This window comes from Umezawaea sp. (assembly GCF_036375055.1).
In the GTDB taxonomy this organism is placed as follows: Bacteria; Actinomycetota; Actinomycetes; order Mycobacteriales; family Pseudonocardiaceae; genus Umezawaea.
On record NZ_DASUSQ010000025.1, the window covers coordinates 1 to 15,971 of the forward strand.

At 70.9% G+C, this 15,971-nt stretch carries 17 protein-coding genes and 1 pseudogene; 7 read left to right on the top strand and 11 right to left on the bottom strand.

Annotated elements, in window-relative coordinates; genetic code table 11:
* Nucleotides 1-210 precede the first annotated feature (210 nt).
* Together VFZ92_RS08090 and VFZ92_RS08095 are read right to left on the bottom strand one after the other, a co-directional pair.
* Nucleotides 211-375 (bottom strand): IS3 family transposase, encoded by a 165-nt coding sequence (locus tag VFZ92_RS08090; protein ID WP_330875180.1) that lies wholly within the window; start codon nucleotides 373-375, stop codon nucleotides 211-213.
* Nucleotides 376-426: 51 nt separating this feature from the next.
* A pseudogene (locus VFZ92_RS08095) lies at nucleotides 427-648 on the bottom strand (transposase); the annotation flags it as partial.
* A gap of 483 nt (nucleotides 649-1,131) precedes the next feature.
* Between VFZ92_RS08095 and VFZ92_RS08100 the strand changes: the two are divergent.
* Nucleotides 1,132-1,584 carry an ATP-binding protein gene (locus tag VFZ92_RS08100; protein WP_330875181.1) on the top strand — a complete coding sequence of 151 codons (453 nt, stop codon included), beginning with the start codon at nucleotides 1,132-1,134 and terminating at the stop codon, nucleotides 1,582-1,584.
* 69 nt (nucleotides 1,585-1,653) lie between these two features.
* Here the strand turns inward: VFZ92_RS08100 and VFZ92_RS08105 are convergent, their stop codons facing one another.
* Entirely contained in the window at nucleotides 1,654-1,980 is a 327-nt protein-coding gene (locus VFZ92_RS08105; protein WP_330875182.1) for a hypothetical protein, read from the bottom strand.
* Between the two features lie 87 nt (nucleotides 1,981-2,067).
* Between VFZ92_RS08105 and VFZ92_RS08110 the strand changes: the two genes are divergently transcribed.
* Together VFZ92_RS08110 and VFZ92_RS08115 are read left to right on the top strand one after the other, a co-directional pair.
* Complete coding sequence (locus VFZ92_RS08110) at nucleotides 2,068-2,508, top strand: MarR family winged helix-turn-helix transcriptional regulator (protein ID WP_330875183.1); 441 nt, start codon at nucleotides 2,068-2,070, stop codon at nucleotides 2,506-2,508.
* A gap of 78 nt (nucleotides 2,509-2,586) precedes the next feature.
* Entirely contained in the window at nucleotides 2,587-3,426 is an 840-nt protein-coding gene (locus VFZ92_RS08115) for a PaaX family transcriptional regulator C-terminal domain-containing protein (protein WP_330875184.1), read from the top strand.
* On the opposite strand, the gene VFZ92_RS08120 is transcribed toward VFZ92_RS08115, so the two are convergent.
* Nucleotides 3,423-3,974, bottom strand: a complete 552-nt coding sequence (locus VFZ92_RS08120; RefSeq protein ID WP_330875185.1) for an HD domain-containing protein — start codon at nucleotides 3,972-3,974, stop codon at nucleotides 3,423-3,425. The two genes, VFZ92_RS08115 and VFZ92_RS08120, sit on opposite strands and share 4 nt — an antisense overlap.
* A 210-nt stretch (nucleotides 3,975-4,184) precedes the next feature.
* Between VFZ92_RS08120 and VFZ92_RS08125 the strand changes: the two genes are divergently transcribed.
* Both VFZ92_RS08125 and argS read left to right on the top strand, forming a co-directional pair.
* Complete coding sequence (locus VFZ92_RS08125) at nucleotides 4,185-5,525, top strand: C40 family peptidase (protein WP_330875186.1); 1,341 nt, start codon at nucleotides 4,185-4,187, stop codon at nucleotides 5,523-5,525.
* Nucleotides 5,526-5,588: 63 nt separating this feature from the next.
* A complete protein-coding gene (gene argS / locus VFZ92_RS08130; RefSeq protein WP_330875187.1) occupies nucleotides 5,589-7,331 on the top strand; it encodes an arginine--tRNA ligase in 1,743 nt (580 codons plus the stop codon).
* Here the strand turns inward: argS and VFZ92_RS08135 are convergent.
* A complete protein-coding gene (locus VFZ92_RS08135) occupies nucleotides 7,272-7,595 on the bottom strand; it encodes a hypothetical protein (protein WP_330875188.1) in 324 nt (107 codons plus the stop codon). The two genes, argS and VFZ92_RS08135, sit on opposite strands and share 60 nt — an antisense overlap.
* 43 nt (nucleotides 7,596-7,638) lie before the next feature.
* Nucleotides 7,639-8,550, bottom strand: coding sequence for a hypothetical protein (locus VFZ92_RS08140; protein ID WP_330875189.1), 912 nt, complete (start codon nucleotides 8,548-8,550; stop codon nucleotides 7,639-7,641).
* 132 nt (nucleotides 8,551-8,682) lie between these two features.
* On the opposite strand from VFZ92_RS08140, the gene VFZ92_RS08145 reads away from it, so the two are divergent.
* Both VFZ92_RS08145 and VFZ92_RS08150 read left to right on the top strand, forming a co-directional pair.
* Complete coding sequence (locus tag VFZ92_RS08145) at nucleotides 8,683-9,192, top strand: SigE family RNA polymerase sigma factor (RefSeq protein ID WP_330875190.1); 510 nt, start codon at nucleotides 8,683-8,685, stop codon at nucleotides 9,190-9,192.
* A complete protein-coding gene (locus tag VFZ92_RS08150; RefSeq protein WP_330875191.1) occupies nucleotides 9,189-9,926 on the top strand; it encodes a hypothetical protein in 738 nt (245 codons plus the stop codon). The genes VFZ92_RS08145 and VFZ92_RS08150 overlap by 4 nt, the downstream gene beginning before the upstream one ends.
* A gap of 4 nt (nucleotides 9,927-9,930) precedes the next feature.
* Here VFZ92_RS08150 and VFZ92_RS08155 read toward each other — a convergent pair whose 3' ends face one another.
* The 5 genes from VFZ92_RS08155 to araA are packed head-to-tail and all read right to left on the bottom strand — an operon-like array spanning nucleotide 9,931 to nucleotide 15,957.
* The gene (locus VFZ92_RS08155) at nucleotides 9,931-10,410 is read right to left on the bottom strand and encodes a TspO/MBR family protein (RefSeq protein ID WP_330875192.1); all 480 of its coding nucleotides are present in this window, start codon (nucleotides 10,408-10,410) and stop codon (nucleotides 9,931-9,933) included.
* Between the two features lie 40 nt (nucleotides 10,411-10,450).
* Complete coding sequence (mmsB, locus tag VFZ92_RS08160; RefSeq protein ID WP_330875193.1) at nucleotides 10,451-11,695, bottom strand: multiple monosaccharide ABC transporter permease; 1,245 nt, start codon at nucleotides 11,693-11,695, stop codon at nucleotides 10,451-10,453.
* A 4-nt stretch (nucleotides 11,696-11,699) separates the two neighbouring features.
* Nucleotides 11,700-13,229, bottom strand: a complete 1,530-nt coding sequence (gene mmsA, locus VFZ92_RS08165; RefSeq protein ID WP_330875194.1) for a multiple monosaccharide ABC transporter ATP-binding protein — start codon at nucleotides 13,227-13,229, stop codon at nucleotides 11,700-11,702.
* A gap of 54 nt (nucleotides 13,230-13,283) precedes the next feature.
* A complete protein-coding gene (gene chvE, locus VFZ92_RS08170) occupies nucleotides 13,284-14,411 on the bottom strand; it encodes a multiple monosaccharide ABC transporter substrate-binding protein (RefSeq protein ID WP_330875195.1) in 1,128 nt (375 codons plus the stop codon).
* 28 nt (nucleotides 14,412-14,439) lie between these two features.
* On the bottom strand, nucleotides 14,440-15,957 hold the full coding sequence (gene araA, locus VFZ92_RS08175; protein ID WP_330875196.1) for an L-arabinose isomerase: 1,518 nt from the start codon (nucleotides 15,955-15,957) through the stop codon (nucleotides 14,440-14,442).
* Nucleotides 15,958-15,971: the final 14 nt, after the last annotated feature.

The following is a 15,971-nucleotide window of genomic DNA, read 5'->3' on the forward strand; positions in this document are numbered from 1 at the left end:
GTGCTCGGGGATGGCCCAGCCGACCAGGCGGCGTGAGCGCAGGTCCATCACGATCGCGAGACAGGCGAAGGTGCCGTCGGTGATCGGTAGATAGGTGATGTCGCCGATGTAGGGGGGTGATCGGCGGCTGGGGTGCTTGAAGCCCCAGCCGAGCCGGTCTACTGCCGCGACCGCCCCGTGGTGGGTGGTGGTGCGGTGTCGGCGGCGCAGTCACAGCCCGGCCAGGCCGATGCCGCGCATGACCCGTGCGATGCGGTTGAGGTCGACCACGTGCCCGGCTTCGCCTAGGTCGACGGTGAGCCGCGGGACGCCATAGGTTTCGGTCGAGTCGCGATGGATGGTGTGGGTGCGGGCAGTCCCGATGACCTGGCACAACCTCTTCAGGCCGTGACATCGCTGGTGGTTTGCGACGGACTCCGAAGCTGTTCACCAGCGCGTCTCCCCTGCGAAACTCGTCGCCGCTGTGCGCGGGATGCTGCGTTCCTCCTCCACCTCGCGGATTCGTTTGCGCAGCGCTGCGTTCTCGTCCTCGGCCGAACCCGCCGACGATCCGGTCGCGGAGTGGCCGTCGTCGATCCGGATCCAGTTGCGGAGCGTCTCGTGGCTGGTGTCGAGGTCCTGGGCCACCGTTCTGGTCGTCGTGCCCGGTCGGGACCGGTAGAGCGCGACCGGCCTCGGCCCGGAACTTTGACGGGTGGTGCTTCATCGCCATCCGTGCGGGGCTCCTCTCTACCCGGATCGTCCGGATCTGAGTCCGTCTGGTGTCCGCCATCGGGGTCAGGGCCCGTGGTCGTCGGCTGACCTGGGTGGATCGTTCGTTGTCGTCATTGATGCGGGGCCGGGTTGGTCCAGATCGTGTTCTCCCCTGTGTCGTAGCTCGGTGGCGATGGCTGCGAGCTGCACCGTTGCCTGGTAGCCGACCTGGGGAGTCGACGCTCACGTCCCCGGCGGTGCCCTGGCCCACCGACACGCGCTGGTCGCGTCCTCGACACACGACCTGGCGTCGGTGATCGGGCTTGGCGCGGACCGGATTTCCTTGCATGGCGGCGTCGGGTGGTGGGCTGGGGTTGGCTGGTCGTGTGGGGACGTCCGAATGGGGGTACCTACCACCTGCGTGGCCTCGTCTCGGAGATGGCGGGCCCTAAAGCTCGTGGTGGGAGGCTCGTGAAACCGGTTCTGAAGCTGCCAGCGGCGCTCGACCTCAGCCGGTTCCCGCATCCGCCGTTGTCGGCCGTGCGGCTCTGGGTTGCCGAAGTGCTCTGCGGTGCGTCCGAGGATTGCGTGGACGACACCGTCCTGTTGGTCAACGAACTCGTGTCGAACGTGTACGACCACGCGACTCCACCCTGCCGGGTGAGGGTGTCCGAACTGCCCGAGCAGTACGGGGTGCGGGTCGAGGTCGACGACGGAGAAGCTGATCTCCTGCCTGTGATGGGTACTTCGCGGTTGGGGAAGTACCGAGGACGGGGCCTGGTGCTGGTCGAACGGGTCGCCGAGCGGTGGGGGATCTCGCGGCGGACCTGGGGGAAGACGGTGTGGGCCGAACTGGCCTACCGGACCGCCAGGCCGTTGCACGCCGTGTGATCCAGGCCGTGTGAGCGGGTGCGGTCGAGGTGATCCGGGCCGTGTGAGCGGGTGCGGCCGAGCTGCGGCTCAGGGCGCAGCCGGGCGCACGGGTACGAGGTCGGGAGCGGGACAGTGGGCTCTGCGTGAGTCCACCGGTGATCTGCCCGCCAGCACCGCAGCCACGGCCGGGGCGCGGATGGTGACCACGTCGAACAGGCCCACGGCGTCCAGCGCGGACTTCAGGGTGCGGAGTTGGGCGGCGGCGCCCTCGTACTCCGGACTGCCCTCCGGCGCGGACTCCAGGACCTTGGCGTTCACGATGAAGGCGGCGATGGTGCCCTTGCGGACGTACTCGTCGCCGAAGCGGGTGCCTTCCTCGCCGTCGGCGAGGACGTCCTGCGGGGTGGTGGCCATGGAATCTCCCGGTGCTTGGGTGCGTGCCGCTTGCACGTAGATGGGACTGTAGCCGATGTGCGTGCCGCTTGCACGTACACTGATCGGGTGCATTCCGCCGCCGCTCGTGTCGAGGCCGCTCTCGGCCTGCTGCTCCGCCGCAGCACCAGGGCTCACCTGTACGACGACCTGGTGTCCGACGTGACCGGGGTCGACGAGACGACGTACCCGGTGCTGAGCGGGATCGCGCGGATGGAGCCGGTGAGTTCGACGCGGCTCGCGGACGAGATCGGGATCGATCGGACGGCGACCACCCGGTACGCGGCGCGGCTGGAGAAGGCCGGGTTGGTGGTGCGGGAGCCCGATCCGGGGGACGCGCGGTCGACGCTGCTGCTGCTCACGGACGACGGGCGGGCCGCGATCGACTCGGCTCGGCGGCGGCTGGTGGACCGGCTGGACGAGATCGTGGCGGAGTGGTCGCCCGCGGAGGCCGAGCTGTTCGCGACGGTGTTGGAGCACCTGGTCGGCAAGCTCAGACCCGAGTCCTGAGTGGACGTTCTCCCCGATCCTTGTGCCCGCTCGTCGGGGAGATCACAATGGGCTGCCTCAGCGAGGCTGGTGGGGCACATGGCGGACGGCGCACACCCGAGGGTGTCGAGACGGCGCGAGGTCAGCCACGCCAGCGCGCGCTCGGTGCTGATGACGGTGCTGGGCGAGTACGTGCTGCCCCGCCGGGCGCCGGTCTGGACGTCGACGGTGGTCGAGGTGCTGGCCCTGTTCGGGGTCGAGGAGAAGTCCGCGCGCCAGGCGCTGTCCCGCACGGCCGCGGAGGGCTGGTTGCGGTCGGAGCGGGTGGGGCGGCGGGTGCGGTGGTGCCTGACGGCGCCGGGGCACCGGTTGCTGGCGGAGGGCGCTCACCGGGTCTCCGAGTTCGGCCGAGAGCAGGGCGACTGGGACGGGCGGTGGCTGATGCTGTTCGTGACGGTGCCCGAGGCGAAGCGCGACCTGCGGCACCGGGTGCGGACGCGGTTGACGTGGTCGGGGTTCGGGTCGCCGCAGCCGGGGGTGTGGGTCAGTCCGGACACGCGCAGGCAGGCCGAGGCGGCGAGGATCATCGCCGAACTGGGGGTCGAGTCACCGGTGATGTCGTTCGTCGCCGAGTTCGGCTCGATCGGCGAGGTGGACGACCTGGTGGCGCGGGCGTGGGACCTGAGCGACCTGACCCTGCGGTACCAGGACTTCATCGACGAGTTCAGCGGAGTGCGGCCGACCACCGGGCAGAACGCGCTGCACGCGCAGACCCTGCTGGTCCACGAGTGGCGCCGGTTCCCCTTCCTCGACCCGGACCTGCCCTCCGTGCTGCTGCCGGAGAACTGGACCGGCGCGAAGGCCGCGGAGCTGTTCCACAGCAAGCACCACGAGTGGCGGGCCGCCTCCCAGCGGCACTGGGACGACGTCCTGGCCTAGAAGTCGTCCGGGTCGATCCTCGTCCTGGTGAGGTAGCCCGGCCACGAGGACTTCGGAGCCTTGGCGGGGTTGCGCCGCGCCTGCTCCACGACCAGCCGCTTCAACTCCACCTCGATGTCGAGCCTCGGGTAGGCCCGTTCGAACTCCGCGCTGCCCTCGCCGAAGTCGGCGAGCACGCCGAGGCGGGTGAGCATGGTGATCGGACCGCGCCGCTCGGCGATCTGGCCGGACGTGTGCAGCGCGATGGCCTCCCACACCTGGTCGACGGCCCGCGCGGGCACGCCTTCGGCCGTGAGGAACGCGGCGGCGGCGTCCGCGCCCTCCACCTCGAACCGGACCGGACCGTCGAAGGCGTCGGCGGTGCCGATGTCGTGCAGCACGCACGCCTGGAACAGGGTGTCGGCGTCGTGCTCGACGGCGTCGCGCTCGGCGATGGCGGCGGCGTGCAGGTAGGTGCGCACGCTGTGGTTGAGGACGGGGGGCGCCTCGTGCAGGCGGGCGAAGTCGAGCACCCGCAGGGACAGGACGTCGTTCGGCAGGAGGATCACGGGTACGAGGCTAGTGGCGGCGGCCGGTACCGGAGGGGTCACCCGCCACCCCCCCGAAAGGATGGAGCTGTCGCTTCCGGTGACGCGAACCGGTCAGTTCGTCGCCCGTTTTCGCACTTCGCTGAGAACTTCGCTCCCCGCCTTACGCCGAATTGACCACTCACCGTGACAAAGTGGTGGGGTTCGCGGTGCCTATGAGGGGTGGCGTCCATGCGTGGTCTCGTGGTGGTGTTCGTGGTCGCCGTGGTGCTCGCCGGTGGAGCCCCCGCGTCCGTGGCCCAGCCGGACCCGTCCTCGTCCGCTCCGTCGAGCACGACGACGCCCCCTCCGGAGACGACGACCCCGCCTCCGACCACGACGCCCGCACCCCCCACCACCACGGTCCCCCCGACCACGACCGTTCCCCCGACGACGACCACCCCGCCCGCCGCCACCACCACGCCGCCCGCGGGCAGCACGACCACCGCGCCGCCGTCCTCGTCGTCGTCCTCGACCGCCGCGCCGACCACGACGCCGACGCTGCCGAACTCCCCCGCCGTGCCGAACTCGGCGGAGATGACCAGGTACCTGGAGTTGAGCCAGGCCGCGGCCACCGCCAACCAGGACGCGCTCGCCGCGCAGCAGAACCTGCTCGACAAGCGCGCCGCGGCCGAGAAGGCGACGACGGACGCGGCGGCGTCGAAGAAGGCCGCCGAGGACGCCGTGCTGGCCGCGGCGAAGGCGAAGACCCTCCAGGAGGAGTCGAGGGCGCTGGCCACGACCTTGCAGGACGAGGTCGACCACCTGGTGGAGATCTCGTTCAAGGGCCTGCGCCTCAACGGGCTTGCGGCGGTGTTCAGCAGCGAGTCGCCCGAGGAGTACCTCGACGCGGCGATGATCATGGACGTCTACGCCGAGCGGCACGGCGCGATGGTCGCGACGGCGCAGAGGGCGGCTGACGACGCCACCGCGGCGCAGAAGAAGGCCGAGGACGCCCGCGCGCAGGTCGAGGCCACCAGCAAGAAGGCCGAGGAGGACCGCGGCACCGCCCAGCGGCTGGCCGACGAGGCGCTCGCGGCCGTGGCTCTGGCCGACCAGCGCAAGGCGGGTCTGGACGGCACGGTGACCGAGGTGCGGCAGGCGCTCGGCGCGCTCGCCCCGGCAGACCTGGCCCGGCTGTCCGGCACCGGACCGTCGGTCAACCCGAACATCCCGGCGGGCGCGGCCGGTGACGCGCTGCGGTTCGCGCTCGGCGAGCTGGGCAAGCCGTACGTGTGGGGCGCCGTCGGGCCGGACACCTACGACTGCTCCGGGCTCATGCAGACCGCGTACCGCAGGGCGGGCGTGACCATCCCGCGCGTCACCTACACGCAGGCCCTGATCGGCACCGCCGTGCCGCGCGACCAGGTCAGGGCCGGTGACCTGATCCTCTACCGAGCCGACCTCGGGCACGTGGCGATGGCGATCGACGGCACCTACGCGGTGCACGCCCCGACCTCGGGCGAGACGGTCAAGGTGTCGCCCATCGACGCCATCGGTCCGGTCGCGACGATCCGCCGCGTCGTGGGCTGACGAACCCGATTTCCACCGGGCGGGATACTGGGCTCAAGGAAGTACGAGCCTGGAGGTCTAGCGGTGTTGCAGGGTGACGTCGGAGTGGAACTGGGTCGTCGGGTGGCGGTAGCGCTGCGCACGGCCCTGGGTGTGGACATCACCCCGGCCGAGGCGCTCGTGCGACCCTCCACCCGCGAGGGTGTGGACTACCAGTGCAACGTGGCCATGAGCCTGGCCAAGAAGCTGGGGAAGGCGCCGCGCGACGTGGCGCAGGCCGTGGTCGAGCACCTGGACTCGGCGGACCTGGTGGAGACCCCGGAGATCGCCGGGCCGGGGTTCGTGAACCTCGTGCTGCGCACCGAGTGGTTGCAGGACCAGGCCGCCGGTCTGCTCGGCGACGACCGGATGGGCGCCGCGGCGACCGACGCCCCGCGCCGGGTCGCGATCGACCTGTCGAGCCCGAACGTGGCCAAGGAGATGCACGTCGGCCACCTGCGGTCGTCGATCATCGGTGACGCGATCATGCGGCTGCTGCGCTTCGCGGGCCACGAGGTGATCCCGCACAACCACCTCGGCGACTGGGGCACGCCGTTCGGGATGCTCATCGAGCACCTCGTGGACGAGGGGTGGAAGGCCGGGTCCGGGTCGCACTCGATCAGCGACCTCAACGGGTTCTACGTGGCGGCGCGCAAGAAGTTCGACGCCGACCCGGACTTCGTCGAGCGGGCCCGGCTGCGGGTCGTGGCGTTGCAGGGCGGCGACGAGGAGACGCTGGCGCTGTGGCGCGGGCTCGTGGAGGAGTCCACCCGGCACTTCGAGAAGGTGTACGAGCTGCTGGGCATCGGGCTCACGTCGGCCGACGTCTACGGGGAGAGCTTCTACAACCCCTACCTCGCCGACACCGTCGCCGAGCTGGAGGCCAAGGGGTTGACCGAGGTCAGCGACGGGGCGCTGTGCGTGTTCCCGCCCGGCTTCACCAACCGCGAGGGCGACCGGCTGCCGCTGATCATCCGCAAGAGCGACGGCGGCTACAACTACGCCAGCACCGACCTCGCCACGATCCGGTACTGGGTCCGCGAGCGCGAGGTGACCGACCTGCTCTACGTCGTCGGCACGCCGCAGGCGCAGCACTTCACGATGGTGTTCGCCGCCGCGCGGCAGGCGGGCTACCTCACCGACCAGCACGCCGAGCACGTCGGGTTCGGCTCGATCCTCGGTGAGGACGGCAAGACCATCCGGTCGCGGGCGGGCGGCACGCTCAAGCTCGTCGACCTGCTGACCGAGGCCGTCGACCACGCCGCCGCCGTGATCGCCGAGCGCACCGCGTTCGACGCCGAGGAGCAGGCGCGGCTGGCGAAGGTCGTGGGCATCGGCGCGGTGAAGTACGCGGACCTGTCGAACGACCGCGAGCGCGACTACGTGTTCACCTGGGAGAAGATGCTGGCCAAGGAGGGCAACACCTCGGTGTACCTCCAGTACGCCAACGCCCGCATCCGCTCGATCCTGGCGAAGGCGGGGTCGGTGCCGTCGGCGGGCGCGCCGGTCGTGCTGACCGAACCGGCCGAGCGCGCGCTCGTGGTGAAGCTGCTCGGGTTCCCGGCGGCGGTGGACGCGGCGATCGAGGCGTACTCGCCGCACAAGCTGACCACCTACCTGTACGAGACGGCCAGCACGTTCACCACGTTCTACGACGCCTGCCCGATCCTGAAGGACGGCACGGGCCCGGAGGCGCGCGAGTCCAGGCTGGTGCTCGCCCAGCTCACGTCACGGGTGCTCGTGCTCGGTCTGTCGCTGCTGGGCATCGACGCCCCCGAGCGCCTCTAGGGGTCCGGCCGCGGTCCGGTGCACGCCGAGCAGTTCCGCCGCGCCGCCACCGAGGACGGCCACGCGGTCGCGCCCGGCCAGGTGGCCCTCGTCGCGGCAGCGGCCCGTGGCCATCGCGGCGCCCAGCAGGCCGGTGGTCGTGCCGACGGCGGGCAGGGTCCGGTCGGGCGACGGCCGCGGCGGCGCGGGCACCGGTCGGCCGCCGACCTCCATCAGCCCGTCACCGGACGTCAGCGTCGTGCCCGCCGCGGGTGTCTCGGTCACGAGCTGCGTCGCCCCGACCCGACCACGCCGGGGACCGGCCACCTCAGCCGACCCCGCCCTCGGCCAGCACCTTCTCGACCTTGGGCTTGGCGACGACCTCGTAGGCCCTGCCGCACTCCAGGTCCTCCAGCGCCATCGTGATCTCGCGGTCGAGGCCCTGCTGGAGGTTCTCGCCCCGCGCCTCGGCGTGCAGCGTCGTCGCGACCTGCTCGACCGTGCGCTCGATCGCCCCCGGCTCCACCGCGGTCACCTCGTAGCCCTGGCCGCGCAGGCAGGTCGCGTAGCCCTGGGCGGCCTCCAGGAGCCGCGGGTCGGTCTGGAACTCCCGCTGGGCCTGCGCGGCGGCGGCCTCCTCGGCTGGATCGGCGGGCTTCTCCTCGCCGTAGACCCGCTCGGACGCCCTGGCCGAGCAGCTGTCGGCCGACCGAGGGGGCTGGGCGGAGTCGCGCGCCCCCGCCTCGCGCGCTCCCCCGTCGAGCGCCAGGTCGTAGGCCTTCTTCCCGGCCTCGTCGAGCGCGTCGCGGATGGCGGTGTTGGGGTTCGGCGGCGGCTCGGGCAACGAGACGTCGAGGTCGTCCGGGTAGACGTCGCGGGCGAAGTGCCCGAACCCGTACTTCGCGCGGTACCTCTTCAGGTCCTCGTACGGCACGAGCGCGGGGTCCGTCCCGGCCAGGTTGCCCGCGGCCCTGCCGAACTTGAGCGGCCTCGGCACGTAGGTGAACCCCTGCGCCCTCATGCAGTCCGCGATCAGGTTCTCCGAGGTCACCGAGTCGGCCTCGGCCTTGCTCTCCGGGCTCCCGGCGGCCGGGGGTGCCACGAAGGCGGCCGGGGCGCCGGTGTCCGCGGCCGAGGACGTGGGCGGGACGGTCTCCGCGGGACGCGGTGCCGTGCCGCACGCGGCGAGCAGGGTCAACGCTCCGATGGCCATCACGGACAGTGCCTTGCGGTCCAGCACGGTGCCTCCTTCGCGGTCGGGGCTCGCACTGGGTCCTGACGAGGCAGGCCGCCGAGAAGTTGAGGCCGCGACCCCTCAACCTTTCGGCGGTGCCATCCGTCGGTATCGGCGTGGAGTGCGCGAGGGAGGCACGTGAGCAGGGGTGACCGCCAGTTCGTGGAGTTCGTCGAGGCGAACTCGGCCAGGCTGCTGCGCGCCGCGCACCTGCTGATCGGCGACCGCCACCAGGCTGAGGACGCCGTGCAGTCGGCGCTCGCCAGGACGTACGCGTCCTGGTCGAGGGTGCGCAACCAGGACGCGTACGCCTACGCCCGGCGCGTGCTGACCAACCTGACCATCGACCGGTGGCGGCGGCCCATCAAGGAGCAGGTGCGGGAGACGTTCCCGGACCACCCCGAGGCGCGCGACTTCACCCAGGACCACGCCCAGCAGGAGTGGCTGATGCGGGTGCTGGCGCAGCTGACCGCGAGGGAACGCGCGATCATCGTGCTGCGGCACTACCTCGACCTGTCCGAGGCCGAGGTGGCCGCCGAGCTGAAGGTGTCGCTGGGGACCGTGAAGAGCACGAACTCGCGTGCGCTGGCCAAGCTGAGGACCACCCTGTCGCCCGCGGGCGCCACCGCCGGGGAGGAGACCCGATGACGGACCTCGACGCACTGCGCTCGGCCCTGCACGGCTCGCCCCCCGACGGGTTCGGCTCGGTCGACGTCGGCGCGGTCATGGAGTCCGGGCGGCGGATCAGGACCAGGCGCAGGCTCGTGCGCGGCGGCGGGGTCGTCGGCGGCACGGCCGCGCTGCTGGTGGCGATCTCCGTCCTCGGCGGGTCGGGCGCGGGCACGGTCCCCGAGCAGCCCACCATCGAGGTCACCGCCGCCAGGCCCGCCAACCCCGGCTCGCTCCCGGTCGGCAACGTCGTGACGACCGGGTTCGCCAACGAGGTCCTCTACTTCGTCGCCGGGTACCGCGAGCCCACCCACCGCGAGGGGCGCGCCCCCACGGCGACGCGCGACACCGAACGGCCGGCGGTACCGGGCGGAACCGGGTACGGGCTGACCATCGGCACGAACGGCGTCGGCCGGGTCATCCCGTCGCAGACCACGGGCGCGGCGGGCCACTGGACCGGTTTCCACTCGGTCACCACCCGCGGCGCGGCGGCGGGGGGAACCCGGCTGTACGGGTACTACGAGGGCGACGTGCGGCGGATCGTGCTCGAACTGGGCGACGAGCAGGTCGCCACCGCCCGCACGGCCGGGTGGAGCGCGGACGGCAACATCACGATCTTCTGGTTCGCCCCGCGGGACATCCCCGTCGACGAGGACCTGGGCGGGTTCCGGCTCGTCGCCTACGACGGCGAGGGCAACGTCATGCCGTACTGAGGGCTCAGGTGTTCGCCGACCAGATGCTCGCGTTGAGGGCGGTCGCGAACCCCACCCACAGCAGGTACGGCACGAGCAGCCCGGCGGCCAGGCGGCTGCGGCGGGCGAAGACGGCGATCAGCGCGACGATGCTCGCCAGCAGCAGCACGATGTCCACCAGCGCCAGCCCGTACTGGCCCGCGGCGAAGAACAGCGGCGTCCAGAGGGCGTTCAGCACGAGCTGCGCGCCGAACAGCACCAGCTCGCGCCGCGCCCCGGCCCGCCAGGCGAGCCAGCCGGAGAAGGCGATCATCACGTAGAGGGTCGTCCACACCGGACCGAACAGCCAGGACGGCGGCGCCCACGACGGTTGCCGGAGCGCCGCGTAGTCCGAGGCGGCCGAGACCGCGGACAGCGAGCCGATCACGGCGACCGCGGCCACGGCCGCGCCGAAGACGGCCAGGCCCGCGATCGGGTGCGAGCGTCGTGCGGAGAGGTCGGTCATCCCTCGACGGTAAGGGCGGCCGACCCGTCCCGCACGACGGCTAGCGCGAGCCCGCCCGCTTCTTCGTCCACACGTCGTAGGCGACGGCCGCGAGCAGGACGAGACCCTTCACCAGCATCACCCGTTCGCTGGGCGCGCCGATCAGGGACATGCCGTTGTTGATGACCGCCATGATCAGACCGCCGGTGATGGCCCCGACGACCTTGCCGACCCCGCCCTGCACGGCCGCGCCGCCGATGAAGGCCGCCGCGATGGCGTCCAGCTCGAACGCGGTGCCCGCGGTGGGTCCGGCCTGGTTGAGCCTGCCCGCGAAGATCACGCCCGCGAGGGCCGCGAGCACGCCCATGTTGACGAAGATCCAGAACGTGACGGACTTGACCTTCACGCCGGACAGCGTGGCGGCCTGGAGGTTGCCGCCGACGGCGTAGATGCGGCGGCCGAACACCGCGCGGTTGGTGAGCAGCGAGTAGCCCAGCACCAGCGCGGCCAGCAGCACGAGCACCCACGGCAGGTTCTTGAACCGGGCCAGCTGCACGACGACGGCGAGCACCACGACGGCGGGCGCGACGATGCGGAGCACGAACAGCGGGAACGGGTCGACGGTCTGGCCGTAGCCGATGCGGCCCTGGCGCGAGCGCCACTGCGTGATGGCGATGCCCGCGACGACGGCGATCCCGACGAGCAGCGTGAACAGGTCGGCGCCGCCCAGCGGGCCGAGGCCGATGTTGCCGAGGAAGCCCTCGACGAAGCCGTTGGACAGCGTGCGGATCTGGTCGGGGAACGGGCCGATGCCCTGGTTGCCCAGCACGGTCAGGGTGAGCGCGCGGAACACCAGCATGCCCGCGAGCGTGACGATGAACGCCGGGATGCCGAAGTAGGCGACCCAGTAGCCCTGCCACGCTCCGATGACGCCGCCCGCGACCAGGGTGATCAGCACGGCGAGCGGCCACGGGACGCCCATGTTGACCGTCAGCACCGCGCAGATGGCGCCGGTCAGCGCCACCACCGATCCCGCGGACAGGTCGATGTGCCCGGCGATGATGATCAGGATCATGCCGATCGCCAGGATCAGCACGTAGGAGTTCTGCACGATGATGTTGGAGATGTTCTGGGGCTGGAGCAGCGCACCGTCGGTCAGGACGGTGAACAGGACGACGATCAGCCCGAACGCGACGTAGATGCCGCTCTGCCGGGGGTTGATCGAGAACCGGCGCTGCGCCGGTGGCTTCCGTCCCTTGTGGACTTCGGCAGGGACTTCGGCGTCCGTGGGCGCGGTGCTGGTCATGCCGCTACTCCTGTCCCTTGGTCATGAAGTGCATGAGTCGTTCCTGGGTCGCGTCGGCGCGGTCGACCTCACCGGTGATCCGTCCGGCCGACAGGGCGTAGACGCGGTCGCACAGGCCCAGCAGCTCGGGCAGCTCCGAGGAGATCACCAGCACCGCCTTGCCCTCGTCCGCGAGCTTGTTGATGATCGTGTAGATCTCGTACTTGGCTCCGACGTCGATCCCGCGGGTCGGCTCGTCGAGGATCAGCACGTCCGGATCGGTGAAGATCCACTTGGACAGCACGACCTTCTGCTGGTTGCCGCCGCTGAGGGTGCCCGTGGTCGTGGCGACGCCGGGCGCCTTGATGTTCATGCTGCGCCGGAAGTCCTCGGCGACCCGCTGCTCCTCGTTCTCGTGCACCCACCCGCGCTTGGCGAGCTTCGACAGGCCCACCGCGGAGATGTTGCGCTTGATGTCCTCGATGAGGTTGAGGCCGTAGCGCTTGCGGTCCTCGGTGACGTAGGCGATGCCGTTGCGGATCGCGTCGCGCACCGTGCGGACGTCGATCTCGCGGCCGTCCTTGACCACCCGGCCGGAGATGTCGGTGCCGTAGGAGCGGCCGAACACGCTCATGGCCAGCTCGGTGCGGCCCGCGCCCATGAGCCCGGCCAGTCCGACGATCTCCCCGCGCCGCAGCACCAGGTTCGCGCCCGACACCACGACCCGGCCGCGCTGGGTCGGGCTGTGCACGGTCCAGTCCTCGATGCGCAGCACCTCCTCCCCGATGTTCGGCTCGTGCGGCGGGAAGCGGTCGGACAGGTCGCGGCCGACCATGCCGGAGATGATCCGGGCCTCGGTCACGTCGTCGGTGACCATGTCCAGCGTCTCGATCGTCCGGCCGTCGCGCAGGATCGTGATCGAGTCGGCGACGGCCGCGATCTCGTTGAGCTTGTGTGAGATGATCACGCAGGTGATGCCCTGCTCGCGCAGCTCGCGCAGCAGGTCGAGCAGGTGGGCGGAGTCCTCGTCGTTCAGCGCGGCGGTCGGCTCGTCCAGGATGAGCAGCCGCACCTCCTTGGACAGCGCCTTCGCGATCTCCACGAGCTGCTGCTTGCCCACGCCGATGTCGAGCACCGGCGTGGTCGGGTTCTCCCGCAGCCCGACGCGCTCCAGCAGCTCGGCCGCCGCGTGGTTGGTGCGGTTCCAGTCGATCAGGCCGCGGTGCGCCAGCTCGTTGCCCAGGAACAGGTTCTCCGCGATGGAGAGCTGCGGGCACAGCGCCAGCTCCTGGTGGATGATCACGATCCCGCGCCGCTCGCTGTCGTGGATCCCGGAGAACGCGCACGGCTCGCCGTCGAACGTGATCTCGCCGTCGTAGGAGCCGTGCGGGTACACCCCGGACAGCACCTTCATCAGCGTCGACTTGCCCGCGCCGTTCTCGCCGCAGATCGCGTGGATCTCGCCGCGGCGCACGGACAGCGCCACGTCCTGGAGCGCCTTGACGCCGGGAAAGGTCTTGGTGATCCCCCGCATGCGCAGGATGTCGTCTGCCATCGCTGGTCGGTCCCTTCACGGGCCGGGCCCCGGTGGGGGCCCGGCCGGCGGCGACTACTTGATCTGGTCGGCGGTGTAGTAGCCGGAGTCGATCAGGACCTTCTGGTAGTTGGCCTTGTCGACGGTGACCACGGGGAGGGTGAAGGTGGGGACGACCTTCTGGCCGTTGTTGTAGTCGGTCGGGTTGTTGATCTCGGGCTTGCCGCCCTTGAGGATGGCGTCGGCCATCTTCACGGCGACGTCGGCGAGCTGGCGCGTGTCCTTGTAGATGGTGGAGTACTGCTCACCGGACACGATCGACTTCACCGAGGCGACCTCGGCGTCCTGGCCGGTCACGATCGGGTAGGGCTGGGTGCCCGTGCCGTAGCCGTTGCTCTTGAGCGCCGAGAGGATGCCGATGGACAGGCCGTCGTAGGGCGAGAGCACGCCCTGGACCAGCGCGCCGCCGCCGTAGCTGGAGGTGATGACGTCCTCCATGCGGCGCTGCGCCGTGGCGGGGTCCCACCGCAGGATCGCGACCGTGGCGAAGTCCTTCTGGCCGCTCTTGACGACGAGGGTGCCCTTGTCGAGGTACGGCTGGAGGACGGACATGGCGCCGTTGAAGAAGAACGTGGCGTTGTTGTCGTCCGGCGACCCCGCGAACAGCTCGATGTTGAACGGGCCCTTCGCGTCGCCCTCGGAGCCGTCGGCCTTCTTCAGGCCGAGCCCGGTCAGCAGGGACGTGGCCTGCTCGACACCGACCTTGAAGTTGTCGAACGTGGCGTAGTAGTCGACGTTGGGACTGTTGAGGATCAGCCGGTCGTAGGAGATGACCGGGATCTTCTTGTCGGCCGCCTGCTGGATCTGCGTGGTGAGCGCCTTGCCGTCGATCGAGGCCACGATGAGCACCTTGGCGCCCTTGGTGATCTGGTTCTCGATCTGGTTGGCCTGCGTCGGGATGTCGTTCTCCGCGTACTGGAGGTCGACCTGGTAGCCCTGCTCCTCCAGCGCCGCCTTGATGTTGTCGCCGTCGTGGATCCACCGCTCGGACGACTTGGTCGGCATGGTCACGCCCACGAGCGAGCCCGCACCGGACCCGGACTCCGCCTGCTGGTCGACCGTCTTGGTGGACGAGCCGCAGGCGCTCAGCGCCGCGGTGAGCGCCAGAGCGCCACCCATCGCGGCGACACGGGTGAACTTCATCGGTCTCTCCTGTCGGGATCGGTTCGTGCTATCGCCAGCCGGGCAAGCCCTGGGCGAGTCGGTAGTAGGCCTGGTTCCAGCGCAGGCGGTCCCCGAAGTCCGCCGTCGTGGTCGCCCCGTCGATCACCACGAGTTCGGTGTGCGCCATGTGCGCGAAGTCCCGCAGCGTCTCCGCGCCGACGGCCTGGGTCAGCACCGTGTGGTGCGGCCCGCCCGCCGTGAGCCACGACTCGGCCGAGGTGGACAGCGCGGGGGCGGGCTTCCAGACCGCGCGCGCCACGGGCAGGTTCGGCAGCGGCTCGTCCGGCGGCACGACCTCGATCTCGTTGGCCACCAGGCGGAACCGGTCGCCGAGGTCGGACAGCCCGATCACCACGCCCTGGCCCGCCGTGGCGTCGAACACCAGCCGGACCGGGTCCTCCCTGCCGCCGATGCCCAGCGGGTGGATCTCGCACGACGGCCGCTGGGCCGCGATGCTCGGGCACACCTCCAGCATGTGCGCGCCGAGGATCTTCGGCTCGCCGGGCCCGAAGTGGTAGGTGTAGTCCTCCATGAACGACGTGCCGCGCCCGGTGCCCGTGCCCATCGCCTTCACCGCGGCCAGCAGCGCGGAGGTCTTCCAGTCGCCCTCGCCGCCGAAGCCGTAGCCGTCGGCCATCAGCCGCTGCACGGCCAGGCCCGGCAACTGCCGGAGACCGCCGAGGTCCTCGAAGTTCGTGGTGAACGCGCCGAACCCGCCCTCGGTGAGGAACTGCCGCATCCCCAGCTCGATCCGGGCGGCGTAGCGCAGCGACTCGTGCCGCTCGGCGCCCCTGGCCAGTTCCGGCGCCAGGTCGTAGGCGTCGGCGTACTCCGCCACCAGCACGGAGATCGCGTCGTCGGCGACGGCGTCGACCACGGCCACCAGGTCGTTGACGCCGTAGGTGTTCACCGAGACGCCGAACCTCAACTCGGCCTCGACCTTGTCGCCCTCGGTCACGGCGACGTCCCGCATGTTGTCGCCGAACCGGGCCAGCTTGAGGTTCCGCAGGTGGCTGTGGCCGGTCGCGGCCCGCGCCCAGCCGTCGATCCTGGTCGCCAGCGCCGGGTCGGACGCGTGCCCGGCCACGGTCTTGCGCGCGACCCCGAGGCGGGTCTGGATGAACCCGAACTCGCGGTCGCCGTGCGCGGCCTGGTTGAGGTTCATGAAGTCCATGTCGATGGACTGCCACGGCAGCGCCGAGTTGAGCTGGGTGTGCAGGTGCAGCAGGGGCTTGCGCAGCACGTCCAGCCCGGTGATCCACATCTTGGCCGGCGAGAACGTGTGCATCCAGGCGACCACGCCGACGCACGACGGGTCGGCGTTGGCCGCGAGCATGACGGCGCGGATCGCGGTGGAGTCGGTCAGCACCGGCTTCCACACGATCTCCGCGGAGATCCGGCCGGACGCGGTGAGCGTGCGCTGGATCTGCTGCGACTGGCTCGCCACCTGCTCCAGCGTCTCGGGTCCGTACAGGTGCTGGCTGCCGGTGAGGAACCACAGCTGGGGCTTGGCGGCGGTCGACATGGCTGGCTCTCCTC